This is a genomic window from Nonomuraea dietziae, from assembly GCF_014195505.1.
GTDB classification, from domain to species: Bacteria; Actinomycetota; Actinomycetes; order Streptosporangiales; family Streptosporangiaceae; genus Nonomuraea; species Nonomuraea roseola.
In genome coordinates, this window is record NZ_JACIBV010000001.1 from 294,638 (window position 1) to 310,369 (window position 15,732).

Genomic DNA, 15,732 nt, shown 5'->3' on the forward strand with positions numbered 1-15,732 from the left:
CTGTGGGTCATCTTCGGCATGCAGGCCAAGGCTTCACCGGCGCGGACGAGCGAATCTTCCACCGCTGGCAACTACCCAGCTGAGCAAATCTCCACTTCATCGCATCGCCAGCGCCCACGCGCTGGCACGGCAGACCGATCTTTCCGGGTCAGCAGAACCTGGCCGGTGCCCCGCTCCACAACGTCGCCGAGGATGACGGGGCACGCAGATGGTTGGGTGATGGCCTTGATGAGGCGGTCACCGCCACCACTTGAACGCGGTGGGGGCGGTGCGGAGAACATTGGTGCCGCAGTGGATGGAGCCCAGGCGGACGTGGTAGTACCACGCCTCCACCCAGTGCACGCGGTACCCGATACGCTCAGCGACCGCCTCGGTCCAGGCTTCGAACAGGTCGACCTTGTCTTCCGGGATCTGCAGCTTCCGCCATCCCTTCCCGCGGAGGGAGCCGCTGGCATCGAAGGCGCCCGGGTTTGCCTGAATGATCAGCTGGCGTACTTGGGCTGGTGTGTGCTTCGGGGGGAATCCGTCCAGGAAGGCGGAGGCCAGCTTGTCGGCGTCAACGTCGCCCTCTCCTCTGTCGCCCCTTACGGTGGAGCCCTGTCGTGCCCAGAAGAATGTCCGGTTGAGGCCGCGGGCGCGGAGCCATTGAGGAGTGAAGCGAGCGGGGTCCACGTCTCGAAGCTGTTCAGCCACCTGGCGTAGCACGCGGGTGGCGGAGTCGACGGTCATTCGTGGGCCGTGCGGCCGAGGGATGATCAGATGGTTGTCGGCCACCTGCAAGTTGGCCATGTTGGGGGTGAAGGCTGCGGTCTGCCCGGTGGCGTGTGAGCGGCTGTCGAAGAAGACCGGGATCTTCTTGATCGGGATGCTGCCGTACATTTTGGTGAGCTGTTCCTCCACCTGGGGGAGTTGCCCCTTGGCCGGGATCAGCTCGCCATTGGGGCCGCGTTGCGGCCCAGCCGGTTCGAGGTCCTCCAGGTCCGCGTTGACGTTGTCGCTGAAGTAGGCCAGTTCATAGATCGAGATGCCGGCGGGGAAGGTCCGGGCGGGCGGAGTCTGCCATGGGGAGTCAGGCAGCGGAAGGTTGTGGGTGGTGACGGGGAATTTGGCGTTTTCGGCCGCCAGGGCTAGGTAGATTTCCGGCGGCTCGGTGGGTAGCGCCTGGCCCGGATTGTGCCGGTGCAGCCACTGCAGGCCGCGGAGCAGGTGGGTGAGGGGATTTTTGCCCTGGTTGTTGAGCCGCGTCCGAAGGTTGTCGAACTTCCACTTCTCATATGCGCTGGCGTCGGGGGCGGACAGCCCGGCATAGAACTCCTTCGCGGCCTGCTCGAAGATCTTCTGCGCCACAAGCGGGGACGCGCGCAACACCGTGCCGAGGCCGTTGTGCGGATCTTTCAGATCGGGGACGAAGGCCAGCATCTCGTCGACGTGGCCCACGTCCAGCCAGCTCGTGTCCACTTCCAGAATGTCTTGGCGGCCGCGGAACTGCCCGCGCAGGAAGGAGAGCAGGTCCGGGTCCATGTCGGTGACCGATGGGCCGTCCGGCCGGCGTGTGGTCACGTTGCCGACCACGACCACTCCCGCCGGGGCGCTCTTGGTCGGTGGCCCGACTTCGATGTTGCCCCCGTAGTTGTGACTGGAGTGCCACAGGTGCAGCCGTTCTTCGAGTCGGCCGACTTCGTCCTTGGTCATCATGAAGTCGCGGGCGGGGGCGGCGCCGGCGGCCGGTACCCGTAGCCGCAGTTGGGGTGGCGGACCGTAGACAGGCATGTCCACCACGATGGCTTTGACCTGCTTGTCGGCGTCGCGGATGAGGAGGTCGAGTTTGGCCTGTTGGCCCTTCCACGGTGAGTCGTCCCGCTTGGCCGCCGCCTGGGCGGTGATCTTCAGCCATTCCAGCAACGGCAGCAGCTCGTGGCGAGACTTCCACAGGTCGGCCCCTGGCTCCCCGAGTGCCTTGGTGACCGCGGCCACGTCGCCGTCGGTGCCGATCCGGCCGATGGTCTCGAACATCTGCCGGCGCAGCGTCCGGACCTTGGTCATTGTCGTCAGTGCCCGGTCGCTATCGGCGAAGGTCATCCGGGTCTGCTGCCCGCGAGGGTCGGTGATCGTCAGCTCACGGTCCCAGAACGCCTGGCAGACTCCCAGGTCCTGGCTCAGGAAATGGCTGGACAGCACCGAGCCGAGGTTACGTCCGCTTCCCTGCGCGGCGTCGGATCTGGTGCGCGGCGCGTGCAGCAGGACCCGTTGCAGCCCGTCGGGGGTGTGGGTGAAGCCAAGCTGATACTGGTCCTGTATCCAGGTGTCTCCGCCGTGCAGCTGACCCGGGATCAGCATGAGCGGTACGCGCAGGCGATCCAGGACGGCTCGGATGTCGGCCACGGATGGTCCGTTGTCGTCCAACGGCTTGGCCGGGTCTGTCTCGAGCACCTCGCACATGTAGAACCGTTCGAGCCGCCCCGCATTGCCGATGAGCACCAGCGGGGCCAGCACGAACCGCGCCTCATCTTCGATCACCGGGCCGGTGGCGCTGTCGCGCTCCAGCCAAACCTTGATCAGGCTGCCGGGCGGACCGGCGGGTGTCGTCCCGGGCGCCGGACTGAGCAGGCGGTTGGTCGCCGGGCTCGCCGGCAAATCGACCGACTCCAGAGCGAGCTTCCTGGGGAACGGTCTGGCCGGGAGCGGGTAGCGGGCCCGCTTGCCGGCGCCGACCGGCGGGATCCGTTTGCCGCTGGAGTCGATCACAGCGATCCTCGCCGCGTCCTCGCTCATCAGCACCACGAACACCTGGCCCGGGGGAGCGGTGCTGACCAGCTCCACCTGCACCCGGATCGGCTCGTTGTCCCCCGCGGTCTTGACGTGCAACTCCCGGTCCGGCCGTACTGCGCCGTCCGGGCTCACCACGCTGGGCAGGCGCCGGGTGTCGGCGTCCAGGTTGGCCCGGAGCACGGCGCCGCGCCAGCGTGCTGCCCACTCGGCGTCCTGAGCGGTCAACCGACCGTTGCGGTCGTAGTCGGCGTGGAGACGATACGCGCCCATCGTCAGCCGTCTCCCACTACGCCGTCGCCCGCAGTCGTGCGGGTTTTGTCCGATGAAGCCGGACCCGCGTCCAAAGACGCCGGGGCACCGGTTTCGAGCTCTGACGGCATGCGCCCGTCAGCGCCGCTTTCCAGCGTGACGGTGGTGGCGGGGCGGAGCGCGTCGCGAAGCGGCGGCACCTCGCTGACGTCCTGGACAAGCACGAGATCAGTGGGCACCACCACCTCCCAGGGCTTGGAATTGGCCGGGTACGGCACGCCGCCCTCGATTTTGCCGAGGTTGGCGGTGATCTCATCAATGATCGGCACATACAGACCGTCATCGACCCGGGGCACGTCGTTGCCCTCCCAGATGTTGCCCGTATGGACGAAGTAGGCCACCGCGCTCTCGAACCCGGGCCTGACCGGCACCTGCACGCGGGCCGCACCGGCGCGCAGGAACGCGGCGAAGTCAGGGTCGGAGTCGGTGATGTTGAGCGCGGAGATCCAACGGGCCCGGCGCCCCCACATGTGGGGGTAGAACACGTACAGCATGTTCTGCCACTCGAACGCGTTCTCTAGGAACCGGATGAATTTGCCGTTGGCGTTGGCATTGGTCAGATGCAGAACCGGCTCGATGACCTCCCCTGGAGTCAGCGGCGGCTGGAAAGAGTCGAGATTCAGGTCAGGCTTTTTGGCCAGCATCATGATGACCCATTTCTTCAGCTCGTCCCGTTCCACACGCCGGTTGATCAGCGGGTTCCGGCCGAACTGCTGGCTGCTGCGCTGCAGTTCGCGCTGCGCCTTGCGCTCGTTGTACTCCGCGAGCTGCTGCTGATAGGCCGCCATGATCGCGTCGAAGGCCTGGTGCTGCCAGCGTGAATGGGCCTCGCTCGTCAGCACACTGTGCACGTCGATGCCGACCGCCCAGGAAAACGACACCACAGAGATCGAAACGGAGAGCTCCTTCTCCTTGGTGAAAATGGATGCGCTCTGCGCCCCCCATGAGTCCATGAAGTTGAAGATCTGCCCGCCGACCACGATCTGGAAGGCGTGCGGCCCACTGGGATCAAACAGGTGAGTGGCCTGAACAGTCACGGCTGAGGCCGAGTAGCCCTCGGGCACCTCGATCTTCCCGGCCCGCCCGTAGTTCCCGAGGGTGGCGCCGTCCTGCTTCTCGAAGAAGGTCGTGGTGCGTATCGCCGCCGGCATCGCCGGGGCGTTGACGACCCGATACTTCGCGACCAGGTCGCCGTACGTGCCGGGGCCGATGTGCGACGGCCTGAGCGGGAACCCCGCCACGGTGGGTGCGGTCGGCTTGACCAGTTCGCTGTCCTGCGGAGGGTTTTCCACCAGGCCGTACAGCAAGTACGCCGCCGGCTCGGGCACGACGAAGTCGAACATGAGCCGCTGGCCGTAGTTGAAGACCTGCGCGTCGTACACCTTGTTCATCCACCGGTAGATGCCGCGGTTGTGCTTCGCGGTGGTATTGGCGAAGCCGTGCCGGTTGTTCTCCTCGAACTCCTCCAGCGTGCGCCGGCGGACCAGGGTGCGGACCCGCTCACGCACCTTCTCCACGGTGCGCTGGGTGACCTCCTGGGAGAACGATGACGCTTTGCGCTGCGATTCCTCCGTGGTGGTGGAGTAACCGGCCTTGAGACTGGAAGTGAACGACACCGCCGGGCCGAAGCTGCCGCTCACCTGCAGGCCGGCCTCGATGTCGAGTTGGCTCTTGACGTGCTTCTCGGCCTCGTTCTGCAGTTCGTTGCGCTGGGTGGACTGCAGATCCTTCTCTTTTTCGGTCTCGACCTCCGTTTCGGTTTCGGTGATCTCTTCGATCTGGGTCAGCCGGCGGGTTCCGCGCTCTCTGGTCTCCCCTGCCATGACATTCTCGACATGTGCGAGTTCGCCCAGCTCGTATGCCTTGATTTTCTGCCGTACCACCAGCAGATCGGCCACTCCAGCCTCGGAGTGCTGGGGCACGGGCGGAGGCGCCGTGATCCGGCGGGTGTCGCTCAACGCCTCGCGGAAGCGTTGCACGTCGATCTCGCCGCCGTCGAAGGCGATCAGCCCGGTCGCCGCAATGTCGGAGATTTGACCGCTGGCATGGTGCATCTCCGCCTCGATCAGCGTGATCGCCTGGAACGGCATGACCTCGCCGGCGCGCAGGCCGAGCCGGTCCAGCACGGCCCGGGCCTCGTCGCTCAGCAACGCCACGCCCTCCGCCGAGAGCCGCGGCTGCACCGCCCCGCCGTCCAGTGGCGCATCCGGCGATGTGTCACCAGCCCGATCGGCGTCTTGGACGTCGCCACGCGCCATGTCGCCGTTCTCCTCCACCGGCGCGGTCAGCCGCGAGTACACGAGGTGGCGGCCGCCCATGATCTGGCGCAGCAGATCTCGGCGGGCGTGCTCCAGCGACGCGAGCCAGGCCCGGGCCTCATCCTGCGTGTGCGTTTTGGCGGACGGAGGCTCGACGGGAGCCGGCTCCTCGCGGACCGTTGCGAAAAATCGCGGCAGCATCGCAGGGGTGCCCGCGATCATCTCTCCGAGAGACTCCTGCGAGTCTTGAGTACTCACTTCTCTTGTGTACGATCCAGCCGGGGCAGGGGTGGCTGCGTCCGTCGGGGGGCGCCCTGCCAGCCTTGCGACAAGGCCCAGGAGCTTCGCGTCGAGCAGGTCCTGCTCGCCCGCATCGGTCTCATCGCCCAGCAGGATCGTCGTCAGCAGCCGGTCGGTCAGTCGGGCTCGTGTCCCGGCGTACTCGTCGCTGGCCACCATGTCGGCAAGCGACATTCCATAGGCTTCCTGGACCAGGCGGTCCAGGCCAGCCGATGCCAGCTGGTCTCCCTGATGCTCGTAAAACCACGTCCGCAGCGGCCCGAGGTCAAGCAGCCTGTCGGCGGGCGTCGAGGAGTCGTCTGATTCGGAGTAGTTCCGAGCGATTTCACGGAGCCTCTTGCGGTCAGCGCCCTCGGCCGCCGCCGAGGACAGCCGCTGGAAGAGCCCGGAGGTCTCGGAAAGGATGGTCAGGCCGGTCGTGGTGACCGCTGCCTTCGCTGGACGGACGGTTATGAACCGGAAGATGCCTTCGCTTGCCACTGTTACCTCGCCATAGACGATGCGCTGGTGTATTACGGGGCCTTGATGACGCGGCCCAGTGCGTCTGTCGTCGTGGCGGTATGAATCTGATGCCGAGAATGTCACATATTGCAGCCATGACGTCACTATGTGCAATATCCAGTCTGGTGACCTACCAAACGCGCCGTGCGCCCCCACCCCTCCGCCGCCCGCCCCCCGCTCTGGCTGACGTGGGACTTCGTCGCGCCCGGCGTGTTGTCGGAAGGCTCATCCGGTGTCCGACGACTTCCCGGACGTGCACACCTAGGGGTCCCGGGAGCAATCGCGGAAAATCCAACAGATATGGGTCTGACCTGCATGGATGGAGCTTGGCCCGTCGTCCCCTGAGCGTGTTTCTCAAGGAGACTCAGCAGGTCAGCAGCAGCATTGTTGGTTTCACCGCCATTACTACCGGCCCCCCAGCCCACACCGCGCGCATCGAGGCGGAGATGGACGCGGCCGCCCTGGCCGAACTGCACCAGGCCCGCGCCCTACAGGAGTTGCAGGCCGCCGCCTTGGCTCGCAACGACGCACAGCAGGACGAGCGCGCGGCCACCGAGCGAGTCCGCCAGGCCGCCATCGCCGCGCGCAGCCGGCGTCTCGGTTCGACGCCTCGCGGACGTCGGCAAGGTGAGCGTCGGCTCCGTCACCAGGCCGCATGCCCGGCTTCGCGCTGGGCATGCGACCTGTTCCGTCCTGTCCCGTCGTGTGACCCGGCCCCGGCCCGGTGCAGTGGACGCCGAAAAGCCTCCTGCCGGCGTCCTCAGCCGGCGAGCCTGCGGCGCTGTGGCCATGTAACCGAACGCCGGAACCTACGAGGCGTTCTCGGCCTGGGCGTCTTCGTCGCCGCACAGCGCCTGCTGCTTGAAGGCCGAAAGTGCGTCATCGATGGGGTGGTGCTGCGGCCTACCCGAAGAATCGATCTTGTTCCACCTCACGAGGTTCACCGCGACCGACAGCTGGCGCTTGCCGTCGGCGCGGATCCACGTCTCCGTTTCGGCCCCCCAGACCGTCCCGTCGTTGCCCCAGAAGGTGCCGCAACCCGGGATCTTGAGCTCGTGCAGGCCGAGGCCATAGATGATCTTCTGCCCGGACTGGCTGATGGCCGGGCCGGTGCGCTGCATCTGGGCCAGCGATGACGGCTTGACGATCTTGCCGTCGAGCAGCTTGCCGAAAAAGCGGTTGAGATCCTCCATGGTCGATACCAGCGAGGCCCCCACCCCTGTCCAGGACATGTCATAGACGCTGTAGTCGCGCGGCGGGTCGATCAAGCCGAAGAACGCCTCGTACATCCGCGGGTGCGGTCCCTTGATACGCGGCCCGACCGGAAACATGGTGTGCTTGAGCCCGGCGCGTTCGATGACGTTCTGGGTGATGTACTTCTCGGCGGTGGTACCGGTCACCTTCTCCAGGAGTTCGCCGAGGATCAGGTAATTGGTGTTGGCGTACACTCCCGGCGAGCCTCCGGGCTTGCCGACGGCGGGCGCCTTGAGCCCCATCTCGATCAGTTCAGCCGGGGTAAACCGCCTGAACCGGTTATCGTCCAGGCTCTTGGGTGACATGTCCGGCAGAGACGGAAACTTCTGGAGGGACGGGAACGCATAGCCGAGGTACTCGGAGATGCCGCTGGTGTGGTTGAGCAGCATCCGAACCGTGATCTTCTTGCCGCGTTCGCCCGGCACCAGCTGCGGCAGATAGCGGCCGATCGGCGCGTCGAGCTCGATTCGCCCCTTCTCAACCTGCTGCAGGACTGCGGCGGCGACGAAGGTCTTGACGAGGCTGCCGACGCGATGCCGCATGCCGGGCGTGACGGGACGGCCGGTCTTGAGATCGGCCACCCCGGAGGCGCCGCGCCAGATCTGGCCGTCGGAGCGCACCTCGGCGAACACGCCCGGCATCCCCGCGCGGTGGACATCGTCCATGGCGGACTTCAGCCCCGCAGGAGCCAAGCCGGTCAGCGGGCTCGTGCTTCCGGCCAGCACGACTTCCGTCTCCCTGGGCGCGGGAGCCGCCGTCACCATGCCCGCACCGACACTCAGTACGGCCACGCTTGCGCATGTCACCAGTCGAATCTTCACAACACTTGTCCTTTCATGATCAATGAATGCAACGGGGATTCTCCCCGTGTTGTCCGTCCCGCCTCGCTCGGCGCAGAGCGGCGCCGAGTTCGGGCCGGGGCAGCGTCAGCGAGCCTGAGAAGCGCGAGCCGGAACGTCTGTGGCAGGTACGCCACCTGCACTTCGCCGCCGCGGCCGGGGTGTATCTGCCGGTCGCCTTCCTGGCAGGTCTGGCCGGGGCGAGCCCACCGGTGACGATCACCCCTGAACATGGCTGCGTCGCGGTCGGCGGCTGGACGTTCGTGCCCGGCACGCCATGGGGGTTGAGGAAATTCCCCGTATCCCGGCTGGAGCCGATGATGTGGAACAGAAACCGGCAGGCCGGGACCCGTCATCCAGCGAGGAGGCCCCGGAGGAACTCAACGATCTCCGCCCGCGCGGCCTTCGCCTGCGGCACCACGCCCGGCATGCTGAGGAACGCGTGCGTCGCTCCGGGATATTCGGTGAGCCGCGCGGGCGTCCCGGCCGCTCGCAGTCGTTCGGCGTAACAGCGGCCGTGATCGGCCAGCGGGTCAAGGGTCGGCACCACCACGAGCGCCGGGGCCAGCCCGCTTAGATCGTCGGCATGCAGCGGCGACATCGCACGAGGATCCGTTCCCGGCGGAACGGCGAACCGGCGGAGCAGCCGCATGTACGACACGGTGAGGGTTGGGCTGCTGGCGTGCTCGGTGAACGAGGCGTGGTCGTACATCGTCGAGGTCAGGTCGACGGCGGGGTTGACCAGCACCTGCGCCCGCAGCAGCAGGCCTGACTCCCTGGCCCGGATCGCGGCCAGGGCGGTGACCATCGAGCCGGTGCTCTCACCGAAGACGGCGGTCCGCGCCGGGTCGACTCCCCACTGCGCGGCGTGCGCCACCACGTGCCGGAGCACGTCCCAGCCGTCGGCGACGGCCGCCGACAGCGGAGTCTCCTGGTCGAGGAGGCGGTGCTCGACCGAGACGACGACCGCGGGCAGTCGCGCGGCGAGGTGGCTGTTGACCCAGTCGCTCTGCGCCGCCGTGCCCACGAACCCGCCTCCGTGCACGTGGAGCACGAGCGGCAGGTCGTCGCGACCGGCGTCGCGCCCGGACGACGGACGGTACACCCGGACAGGGAGCCTGCGGCCGGGCAGCGCCACCTCCTGCCACTGGATCGCGGCGCCGCGGTCCGGACACCCGGTGACCACCCGCCCCAGACGGGATGCCCGCTTCCGGTTCTCCGCGTCACGGTAGGCGACCAGCTGCTCGGCCGTCATCGCCGACCAGTCCGGCTCCTTGCCCAGGGCGCGCAGCAACCGGATGCCCAGCGGCGGCCGCTCCGTAATGGTGACCTCGCTCATGTCTTCTCCTCCGCCGAATAGTTTCGCTACCGCAAGTATCGATACCGAGAGTAGCGTAAGGGGATATCGTGTGGCCATGAGCCGAGCGAGCACATCCGCCAGACCGCCCGGTCGTCCGCGCTCCGGCGTCAACGCCGTGGTCTTCGCCGCGACACTGAGCACGATCGACGAACTCGGCTACGCGCGTGCCACCGTCGACCGCATCGCCGCCGCGGCCGGCGTCGCCAAGACGACGATCTACCGTCGCTGGCCGTCGAAGGGCGAGCTGATCGTGGACTGTCTCCTGGACGCGTTCGGCCCGATACCGCTGGAGGGCGCCGGTCGAGCCGAGCTCATGTCCTCGGCCGTCCGCTGGATCGCGGCGAAGATCGGCGAGCCCGGGGTAGGCGACGCGTTCGCAGGCGTGTTCAGTGACGCCGTCAGCGATCCGGCCCTGCGCGTGGTTCTGTCCACGCGGCTGCAGGACCGCTACCGGCTCGCGCTCCAGGACGCGCTCGGCGAGCCGGAGCACCGGGTCCTGTTCTTCATTGACGTCGTCGTCGGAACCTTGCTCCACCGGATGGGCATGACCGGCGAGCCGATGGTCGACGCCGACGTCGCCGCCCTGGTCGAGATGGTGCTGCCGTACTTCGCTGACGGTGCCGGTCCGACCTAGACCTGGGTCTCGAGGAACATCGGAACCTATCGTGCGCTTGTGCGCACCGTGACGATCTACCGCAGATAACTGCCGAGTATCTGCGGTATCAAGCCCTGCCGACCTCTGCGGAGCGGGGGCGGAAGTCCTTCGGGAGCGGCTCACTCCAGGCGGATATCTGCGATAGCGCCTCGGCTTGTCGTTCCACCGGTCACGCAGCATGCAGACGCCCGATCCGGTTCCGATGTTCCTCGCACCCCGAGCTCACCGCCGAGCTGGCCGACGCGCTCGCCGCCATCCCCGCCGTCGACCAGGGCCAGGGCGCCGAAGTCGAGCCGCCGACCGGCTGGGAAGCCGAACTCGGCGAGCTGGCCCACCGCCTGACCAGGCTGGCCACCTCCATCACCACCAGCGCCCGTGAGCACCAGGCCGTCGCCACCGACTGGCGCCACGCCGCCCGCACCGCCGGGATTCGTCGTGCGCCGGCGCCCACCGCGGTGGGCAACGAAAGCCTCGTGCCTTGATCCCACGGTGAGATCTCACCGTGAGATTTATTGACTTTCCGCGACCGGTTCCAGCGGATAGGTCGCCGGCCAGAAGGCATCACGCCCGGGCTCGGCGAGGACCGTGGTGGCGCCGGTGTCGGCATCGTGCCGGCGGAACTCCATGGTCACCACCAACCCCTCGTCGTCCTCCTCCTCGTCGTCCTCCGGGCCGACGAGGAGGATGCGCACCCGGGCGCGCCCCTCCATCCGCCACCGGAACGCAAGCGGCTCGTCCTCGCCGAAGAGGGCCGAGTACGAGCGCAGCAGGCCCGTCCCGTCCGCGGCGAACACCACCTCCTCGCCGACGAGCGCGGCCGCCGTACCCAGGGCCGAACGCCAGCGCCCGACCGGTCCACGCTCCAGCATCAGCTCACGCCACGCGGATTCCCGCAACGCGCCACCACCCTGCCCCGCTCCGTTTGCCTGGAGTCTCTCGTACCGCCCCGGCGGTCCTGACGCAGGATGCCGCCGCTGGACGGACCGAACCCCGGAGGGGCCGTGGCCACCAGACAGCCTCAACCCGGGGTGCCACCGGAATACGGCTGGCATGGGCCGCCGAGCGGCGGGGACTTTTCGGACGGCGTTCGCGCAGGTGGGCTTGCCGTCCGAGAACGTCCGTTTCTGGACGGCGAGTGGTTGACCTTGCACCGTCGCAGGTCAGAGGATCGGCGGCCCGAATCCTCCGTATTCCGGTGGCACCCGACTAGAGGGATCTCGGGGTGGTCGTGGGCGGTGCGGGCCAGGGATCGCCGCAGTTCGCGGCCAAGGCTTCGGCTCGCTGCCGCACGTCGAGGGCGCGGTCTTCGGCGTCTTGCGCGAGGTAACGGGAGCCTTCCTCTCCCAGGGCGTCCACCAACCAGTGCAGCACCTGCGCCCGCCGTTCGAGGTAGGCCAGGCGTTGGTCGAGAGAGGCGCGTGCGTAGTGCTCTGCGTCGTTCAACAGGGCGAGGACGTCATGAACGCCGCCCGGCTCGCGCTGAGGAGCTGAAGTGGTCACCCACGTGACGGTACGCCGCCGCGCACAGCCCGCGTCCTGCAAACGACCGTCCCGATAACGGTAGTTTTCGGGAGCCTCCACGGCCCCCAGAGCCTGCACCTCGCATGATCATGTTGTTGTCGGTCTGCGGGGGTTCGATGTCAGTGAATAACGAGGGCGGACCGCGCGGCCGCTACGGTCAAGGCGGGGTGCCGTTAAGAAACGTGCGATGAGCCGCCAACCGCGCCTGAGCTGGGGCGAAGTGGGGGACAGGACGAAGATCTCAGGCCGGGTCTGGCGGATCGATGGCTGCGATCGACAATGGTTTAGATCGACTTTGAGGCGGTTCGGGCGTACCGCTGGCACAGACGCCGCCAGAATGCGGACGATGACGGCGAAGCGCCCGCTCCCCTACGGGTGGGCGGGGCGCCTGCGCTGCTTGATCAGCAGTTCTTGTAGTCATACCTCGTGCTGTCGTAGCCGCACGAGTCGATCAGCTTGCCGCGGGCGTTACGTACGTAGGCGACGTCTTCGTCGTTGTTCCACACGTACGCCCGCCGCCCCCAGTAGACGGTGGAGGTGCCGTCGCTGCCCTGGCCGGAGCGGATGGTGAGCTTCTTCTTGGCGCCGAGGATCACGCCCTCGATCGTGTAGGTGTAGCCGGTCTTGTCTTTGACGGTCCAGCCCTTTTCTGTTGGGGCTCCTGATCCGAGATAGCCAAGCGCCGCTCACTCTTCCTGAGAGGGCGATCGCGAGTCGTTTCACGATTCGGTGAGGTAGGCCAGGATGCGCTGGGCGGGGTGGCGGTCCGGCTGGTAGGGGGAGCGGTCGTAGCGGCCCGGAACTCCTACAGCTCCGGCCGGCCGCCATGCGGTTGATCAGTGGGTACGGCGGCGGGGTGCCAGGACCTCGGTGACCTTGGCGATGGCTTCGGCGCCGGGTTTGACGTAGCGCATGGCGGTGCGGGGGTTCTTGTGCCGGGTCTTGCCCATGATGAGCTGCAGCGGTACTTCGGCTTCGCCGAGGTGGGTGGCGGCGCTGTGGCGCAGCTGGTGCAGGTCGAGTCCGGCGTACTTGTCCAGCAGGACACGGGCGCGGTCGTAGCCGAGGCGGACGCGGCCGGTGTGCGGGCAGATGTCGGCGGCCGCCGGCCGCCGGGCCGGGACCGGGCGGCGCTCGGACAGGAACAGCGGACCGTGCGTGCGCGTGCTGCCATCGGGCAGCCGGAGCAGGCGGGGCAGCAGGTGGGCGGTGCCGCTATCCCAGTACACCCATTCGATCGCGCCGCCCTTGGAGCGGACGGGGGCGCGACGGTGCTCCAGATCGAGGTCCTCGACGTTCAGCGCGAGGATCTCCGCGGCCCGGGCGGCCGTTTCATAGAGCATCCGCCACAGCGTCTTCTCGCGCAGCGGGATGTCGCGACGGGACAGCAGCCGGTAAATGGTGGTCTTGGCGACCGCGCGGGTCTCGTCGACTTTGAGCTGGCGGGCGACGAACGCCACTGCGTCGTCGTGCAGCTCGGCGCGGCCTCGGGGAAAGCGCCCGAACCGGCCGTAGAACTGCAGCAGCAGCGCGTACCCGAGCTGCGTGTCACGGTGTTTGACCGCGACCAGGTCCTGCTCGGCACCGACCAGCGTCCAGTGCTCGACCAGGTCCCCAAGATTTAACGAGGATCGATCCACAGCCGCAGATCATTCCGTCGGCCACAACCCCGGCAACAGCCCTCAAACCAAGATCATCTATTTGGCGGCCGGTGTCACGCTTCTTACCAACACCCCCCGTAGGGTCAGCACGACAGCCGAGCCGTCCCGGCGCACGGTGATGCGCAGCGGCCCTCCACCCCCGGACCTGTCCCCCGAATCCCACGATCACCACCTCCCACCAGGCATTTCCCCTCCAACCAAGAAGAACGCTCCCCGCATGGCGCCACGCTGCCGCGTTACGGATTCGTCGCGCGCCCGCGAGCATCCCGACGGGCGACGAAGGCCCGCGCCCCGCCGCCGAACCGCCCACCGCACCATGAGATCGAACGGTGAGTTTCGGGAGTTTTGCGAGGCTCAGATCGAGCATTGTGTGGCCTGGCTCGAAGCCCAACTGTGTCGACAGGGCTGAGACGTTCGTTTGGAACACCGCACTTGTTTGGAATGGGCTGGTGGGGCAGTTGAGGATGACTGCTACCAATGGAAGGTACGCCATGTCACAGTCGACTGTCCCATCCAGCCCTCGCGCAGATAAGCCCTTCACCAAACCTCGTTTTACCAAGGCTTATTCTTTCGCGCTGGTCACGGGCGCTTTCTTCTTGTTTTCGTGGCTGGGGCAGTTCATCTTCCAGATGATCTCCTTCCGTAATGAACAGAGCGAACACGGCCAGGAGTTCGCCTGGGTCGAGTATCTGCCCCAGTTCTTGGCCTCCACGCTGGAGAATTGGCAGTCGGAGTTCTTGCAGCTGATCTGGCAGGCCGCCGGACTAGCGGCGTTGTACTACTGGGGTTCATCTCAGTCCAAGGAGAGCGACGAGCGCATGGAGGCCAAGCTGGATGCGCTATTGAAAGACCGTGGCATTGATCCAGGCGATCTCAGCCACGACTGAGCCAAGCCCCGTCATACGCCGAACTGGCGGGCCGCTGCTCGTTGGGCGTGGCTCCTGCACAGATCACTCAGCGCCTGATCATTTCGTCGATTCAGGTACTGGTGCCGACGGAAATAAGGTCTTCGGCGTGGTCTCCTCCGCCGTACCGGTGCAGGTGAGCGAGCGTTTGCCGGCTGCCCCGGCGGATACCTTCCCTTACTTACTACGCAAGGGTGTTGTCATGTCTGAGACCAAGCCTGACAAGTCGAAGCCGACCATGCCGTCGGAGGTGAGCTCGCGGCTGTCGTTGTTCGACCGGTTCGCCACCGCCGCGGCAGGCTTCGTCTCCCGCGGCTGGTTCTTCGCCATGTGCGTGCTGCTGGTGCTGGTGTGGGCGCCGTCGTTCTTCCTGATCGGCGATCTGGACACCTGGCAGTTGATCATCAACACGTTGACCACGATCGTGACGTTTCTGCTGGTCGCGCTGCTGCAAAACACCCAGACCCGGGCCGACGAAGCGGTGCAGCACAAGCTCAATGCCATCGCCGAGGGTCTGGCCCAGCTGATGACCCAGATCGCCGAGGACCAAGACGACAAACCCCTGCGCGGCGACGTGAGGGAACTGCGCTCGGCTGTCGGGCTGGAGGACAAGGAGAGCGCCTGACCTGCAGGCCACGCACCGGATACGCCCGCCTGTGCGTGACACGCCGGCATGCCAGCACGCCGGCATGCCAGCACGCTGGCGTGCTGGCATGCTCGCGCCGTCAACGTCTCTCCTGCCGGTCAGTCTTTGCCGCGGCCGCTGAGCGCGTCGCGCATCCGGTCGATCAGCCCGGTGGCCGGTCCCATCATCTTGTTGGCCGGTGGTGTGTCGGGCGCGGCCGGATGCGGCCTGGTCGGGGCGACCTTCTTGATCGCCTCCACCTTGCGGCCCAGCTCGTCCAGTTGCTCCGGGCTGGCGGCGCTGCGCAGCCGCAGGAACAGATCTCCCTCTTCCTCCGCGATGTGATCGCGGATCTCGGCCATGAGTCGTGCCAGCAGCTCGGCGTGCCCGGGCTCGCCGGCGTCGGTCCGCTCCAGCTGCTTCATCGTCTCTTCGGCCTGGGCGTGCTCGGCCAGCTCACGATCGGCCAGCTTGTCGCCGTCGGGAAGAATGTCGCGGACGGCCGGATACAGGTAGGCCTCTTCGGCGACCGAGTGGCGCACCAGCTCGATGATGACCTTCTCGGTGAGCTTCTGGCGCCGCTCGACGTCGGCCGTGCCGAGCTGCTCCAGCTCGGTGAACATCTCCTCCACCTCGCGGTGGTCGTGGGTGAGGACGTCGATGACGTCGTTGCCGGTGGGTGTGCTCATGCGCTGTGGTCCTGTTCCTTGGTGTGAAGACGGTTGCGGGTAGGGCGGCCGCTGCCCCTGACGGCACGACCGCAAACCGTCCCGAT

General features: G+C 67.0%; 11 protein-coding genes and 1 pseudogene. 3 read left to right on the forward strand and 9 right to left on the reverse strand.

Annotated features, from left to right (window positions below):
• Nucleotides 1-237: 237 nt before the first annotated feature.
• The 4 genes from FHR33_RS01475 to FHR33_RS01490 all read right to left on the reverse strand — a co-directional run bounded on the left by FHR33_RS01475 (nucleotide 238) and on the right by FHR33_RS01490 (nucleotide 9,569).
• Nucleotides 238-3,039: a protein-arginine deiminase family protein gene (locus tag FHR33_RS01475; RefSeq protein WP_183642437.1), complete on the reverse strand. Its 2,802-nt coding sequence runs from the start codon at nucleotides 3,037-3,039 to the stop codon at nucleotides 238-240.
• A 2-nt stretch (nucleotides 3,040-3,041) separates the two neighbouring features.
• Nucleotides 3,042-6,116, reverse strand: a complete 3,075-nt coding sequence (locus FHR33_RS01480; protein WP_183642439.1) for a hypothetical protein — start codon at nucleotides 6,114-6,116, stop codon at nucleotides 3,042-3,044.
• Between the two features lie 830 nt (nucleotides 6,117-6,946).
• A complete protein-coding gene (locus FHR33_RS01485) occupies nucleotides 6,947-8,212 on the reverse strand; it encodes a serine hydrolase domain-containing protein (RefSeq protein ID WP_312895305.1) in 1,266 nt (421 codons plus the stop codon).
• A gap of 370 nt (nucleotides 8,213-8,582) precedes the next feature.
• Nucleotides 8,583-9,569, reverse strand: coding sequence for an alpha/beta hydrolase (locus tag FHR33_RS01490; RefSeq protein ID WP_183642442.1), 987 nt, complete (start codon nucleotides 9,567-9,569; stop codon nucleotides 8,583-8,585).
• A 136-nt stretch (nucleotides 9,570-9,705) separates the two neighbouring features.
• Here FHR33_RS01490 and FHR33_RS01495 point away from each other — a divergent pair, with 136 nt between their 5' ends.
• A complete protein-coding gene (locus FHR33_RS01495; RefSeq protein WP_312895306.1) occupies nucleotides 9,706-10,224 on the forward strand; it encodes a TetR/AcrR family transcriptional regulator in 519 nt (172 codons plus the stop codon).
• 530 nt (nucleotides 10,225-10,754) lie between these two features.
• On the opposite strand, the gene FHR33_RS01500 is transcribed toward FHR33_RS01495, so the two are convergent.
• From FHR33_RS01500 to FHR33_RS01515, 4 genes and pseudogenes are all read right to left on the reverse strand, one after another.
• Nucleotides 10,755-11,141, reverse strand: a complete 387-nt coding sequence (locus FHR33_RS01500) for a hypothetical protein (protein WP_183642446.1) — start codon at nucleotides 11,139-11,141, stop codon at nucleotides 10,755-10,757.
• A 310-nt stretch (nucleotides 11,142-11,451) separates the two neighbouring features.
• Nucleotides 11,452-11,745 (reverse strand): hypothetical protein, encoded by a 294-nt coding sequence (locus tag FHR33_RS01505; RefSeq protein WP_183642448.1) that lies wholly within the window; start codon nucleotides 11,743-11,745, stop codon nucleotides 11,452-11,454.
• A 422-nt stretch (nucleotides 11,746-12,167) separates the two neighbouring features.
• Nucleotides 12,168-12,401: pseudogene (locus FHR33_RS01510) on the reverse strand (lamin tail domain-containing protein); the annotation flags it as partial.
• A gap of 201 nt (nucleotides 12,402-12,602) precedes the next feature.
• Nucleotides 12,603-13,406: a tyrosine-type recombinase/integrase gene (locus tag FHR33_RS01515; RefSeq protein ID WP_183642449.1), complete on the reverse strand. Its 804-nt coding sequence runs from the start codon at nucleotides 13,404-13,406 to the stop codon at nucleotides 12,603-12,605.
• 512 nt (nucleotides 13,407-13,918) lie between these two features.
• On the opposite strand from FHR33_RS01515, the gene FHR33_RS01520 reads away from it, so the two are divergent.
• Together FHR33_RS01520 and FHR33_RS01525 are read left to right on the forward strand one after the other, a co-directional pair.
• Nucleotides 13,919-14,314: a DUF6766 family protein gene (locus FHR33_RS01520; protein ID WP_183642452.1), complete on the forward strand. Its 396-nt coding sequence runs from the start codon at nucleotides 13,919-13,921 to the stop codon at nucleotides 14,312-14,314.
• Between the two features lie 127 nt (nucleotides 14,315-14,441).
• Nucleotides 14,442-14,957 (forward strand): low affinity iron permease family protein, encoded by a 516-nt coding sequence (locus FHR33_RS01525; protein ID WP_312895307.1) that lies wholly within the window; start codon nucleotides 14,442-14,444, stop codon nucleotides 14,955-14,957.
• Between the two features lie 119 nt (nucleotides 14,958-15,076).
• Here FHR33_RS01525 and FHR33_RS01530 read toward each other — a convergent pair whose 3' ends face one another.
• Entirely contained in the window at nucleotides 15,077-15,646 is a 570-nt protein-coding gene (locus FHR33_RS01530; RefSeq protein ID WP_183642454.1) for a hemerythrin domain-containing protein, read from the reverse strand.
• Between the last annotated feature and the right edge of the window lie 86 nt (nucleotides 15,647-15,732).

Coding starts and splice junctions, on each gene's coding strand:
- FHR33_RS01475 (WP_183642437.1), bottom strand. CDS start 3,039: ATGGGCGCGTATCGTCTCCACGCCGACTACGACCGCAACGGTCGGTTG.
- FHR33_RS01490 (WP_183642442.1), bottom strand. CDS start 9,569: ATGAGCGAGGTCACCATTACGGAGCGGCCGCCGCTGGGCATCCGGTTG.
- FHR33_RS01520 (WP_183642452.1), top strand. CDS start 13,919: ATGTCACAGTCGACTGTCCCATCCAGCCCTCGCGCAGATAAGCCCTTC.
- FHR33_RS01530 (WP_183642454.1), bottom strand. CDS start 15,646: ATGAGCACACCCACCGGCAACGACGTCATCGACGTCCTCACCCACGAC.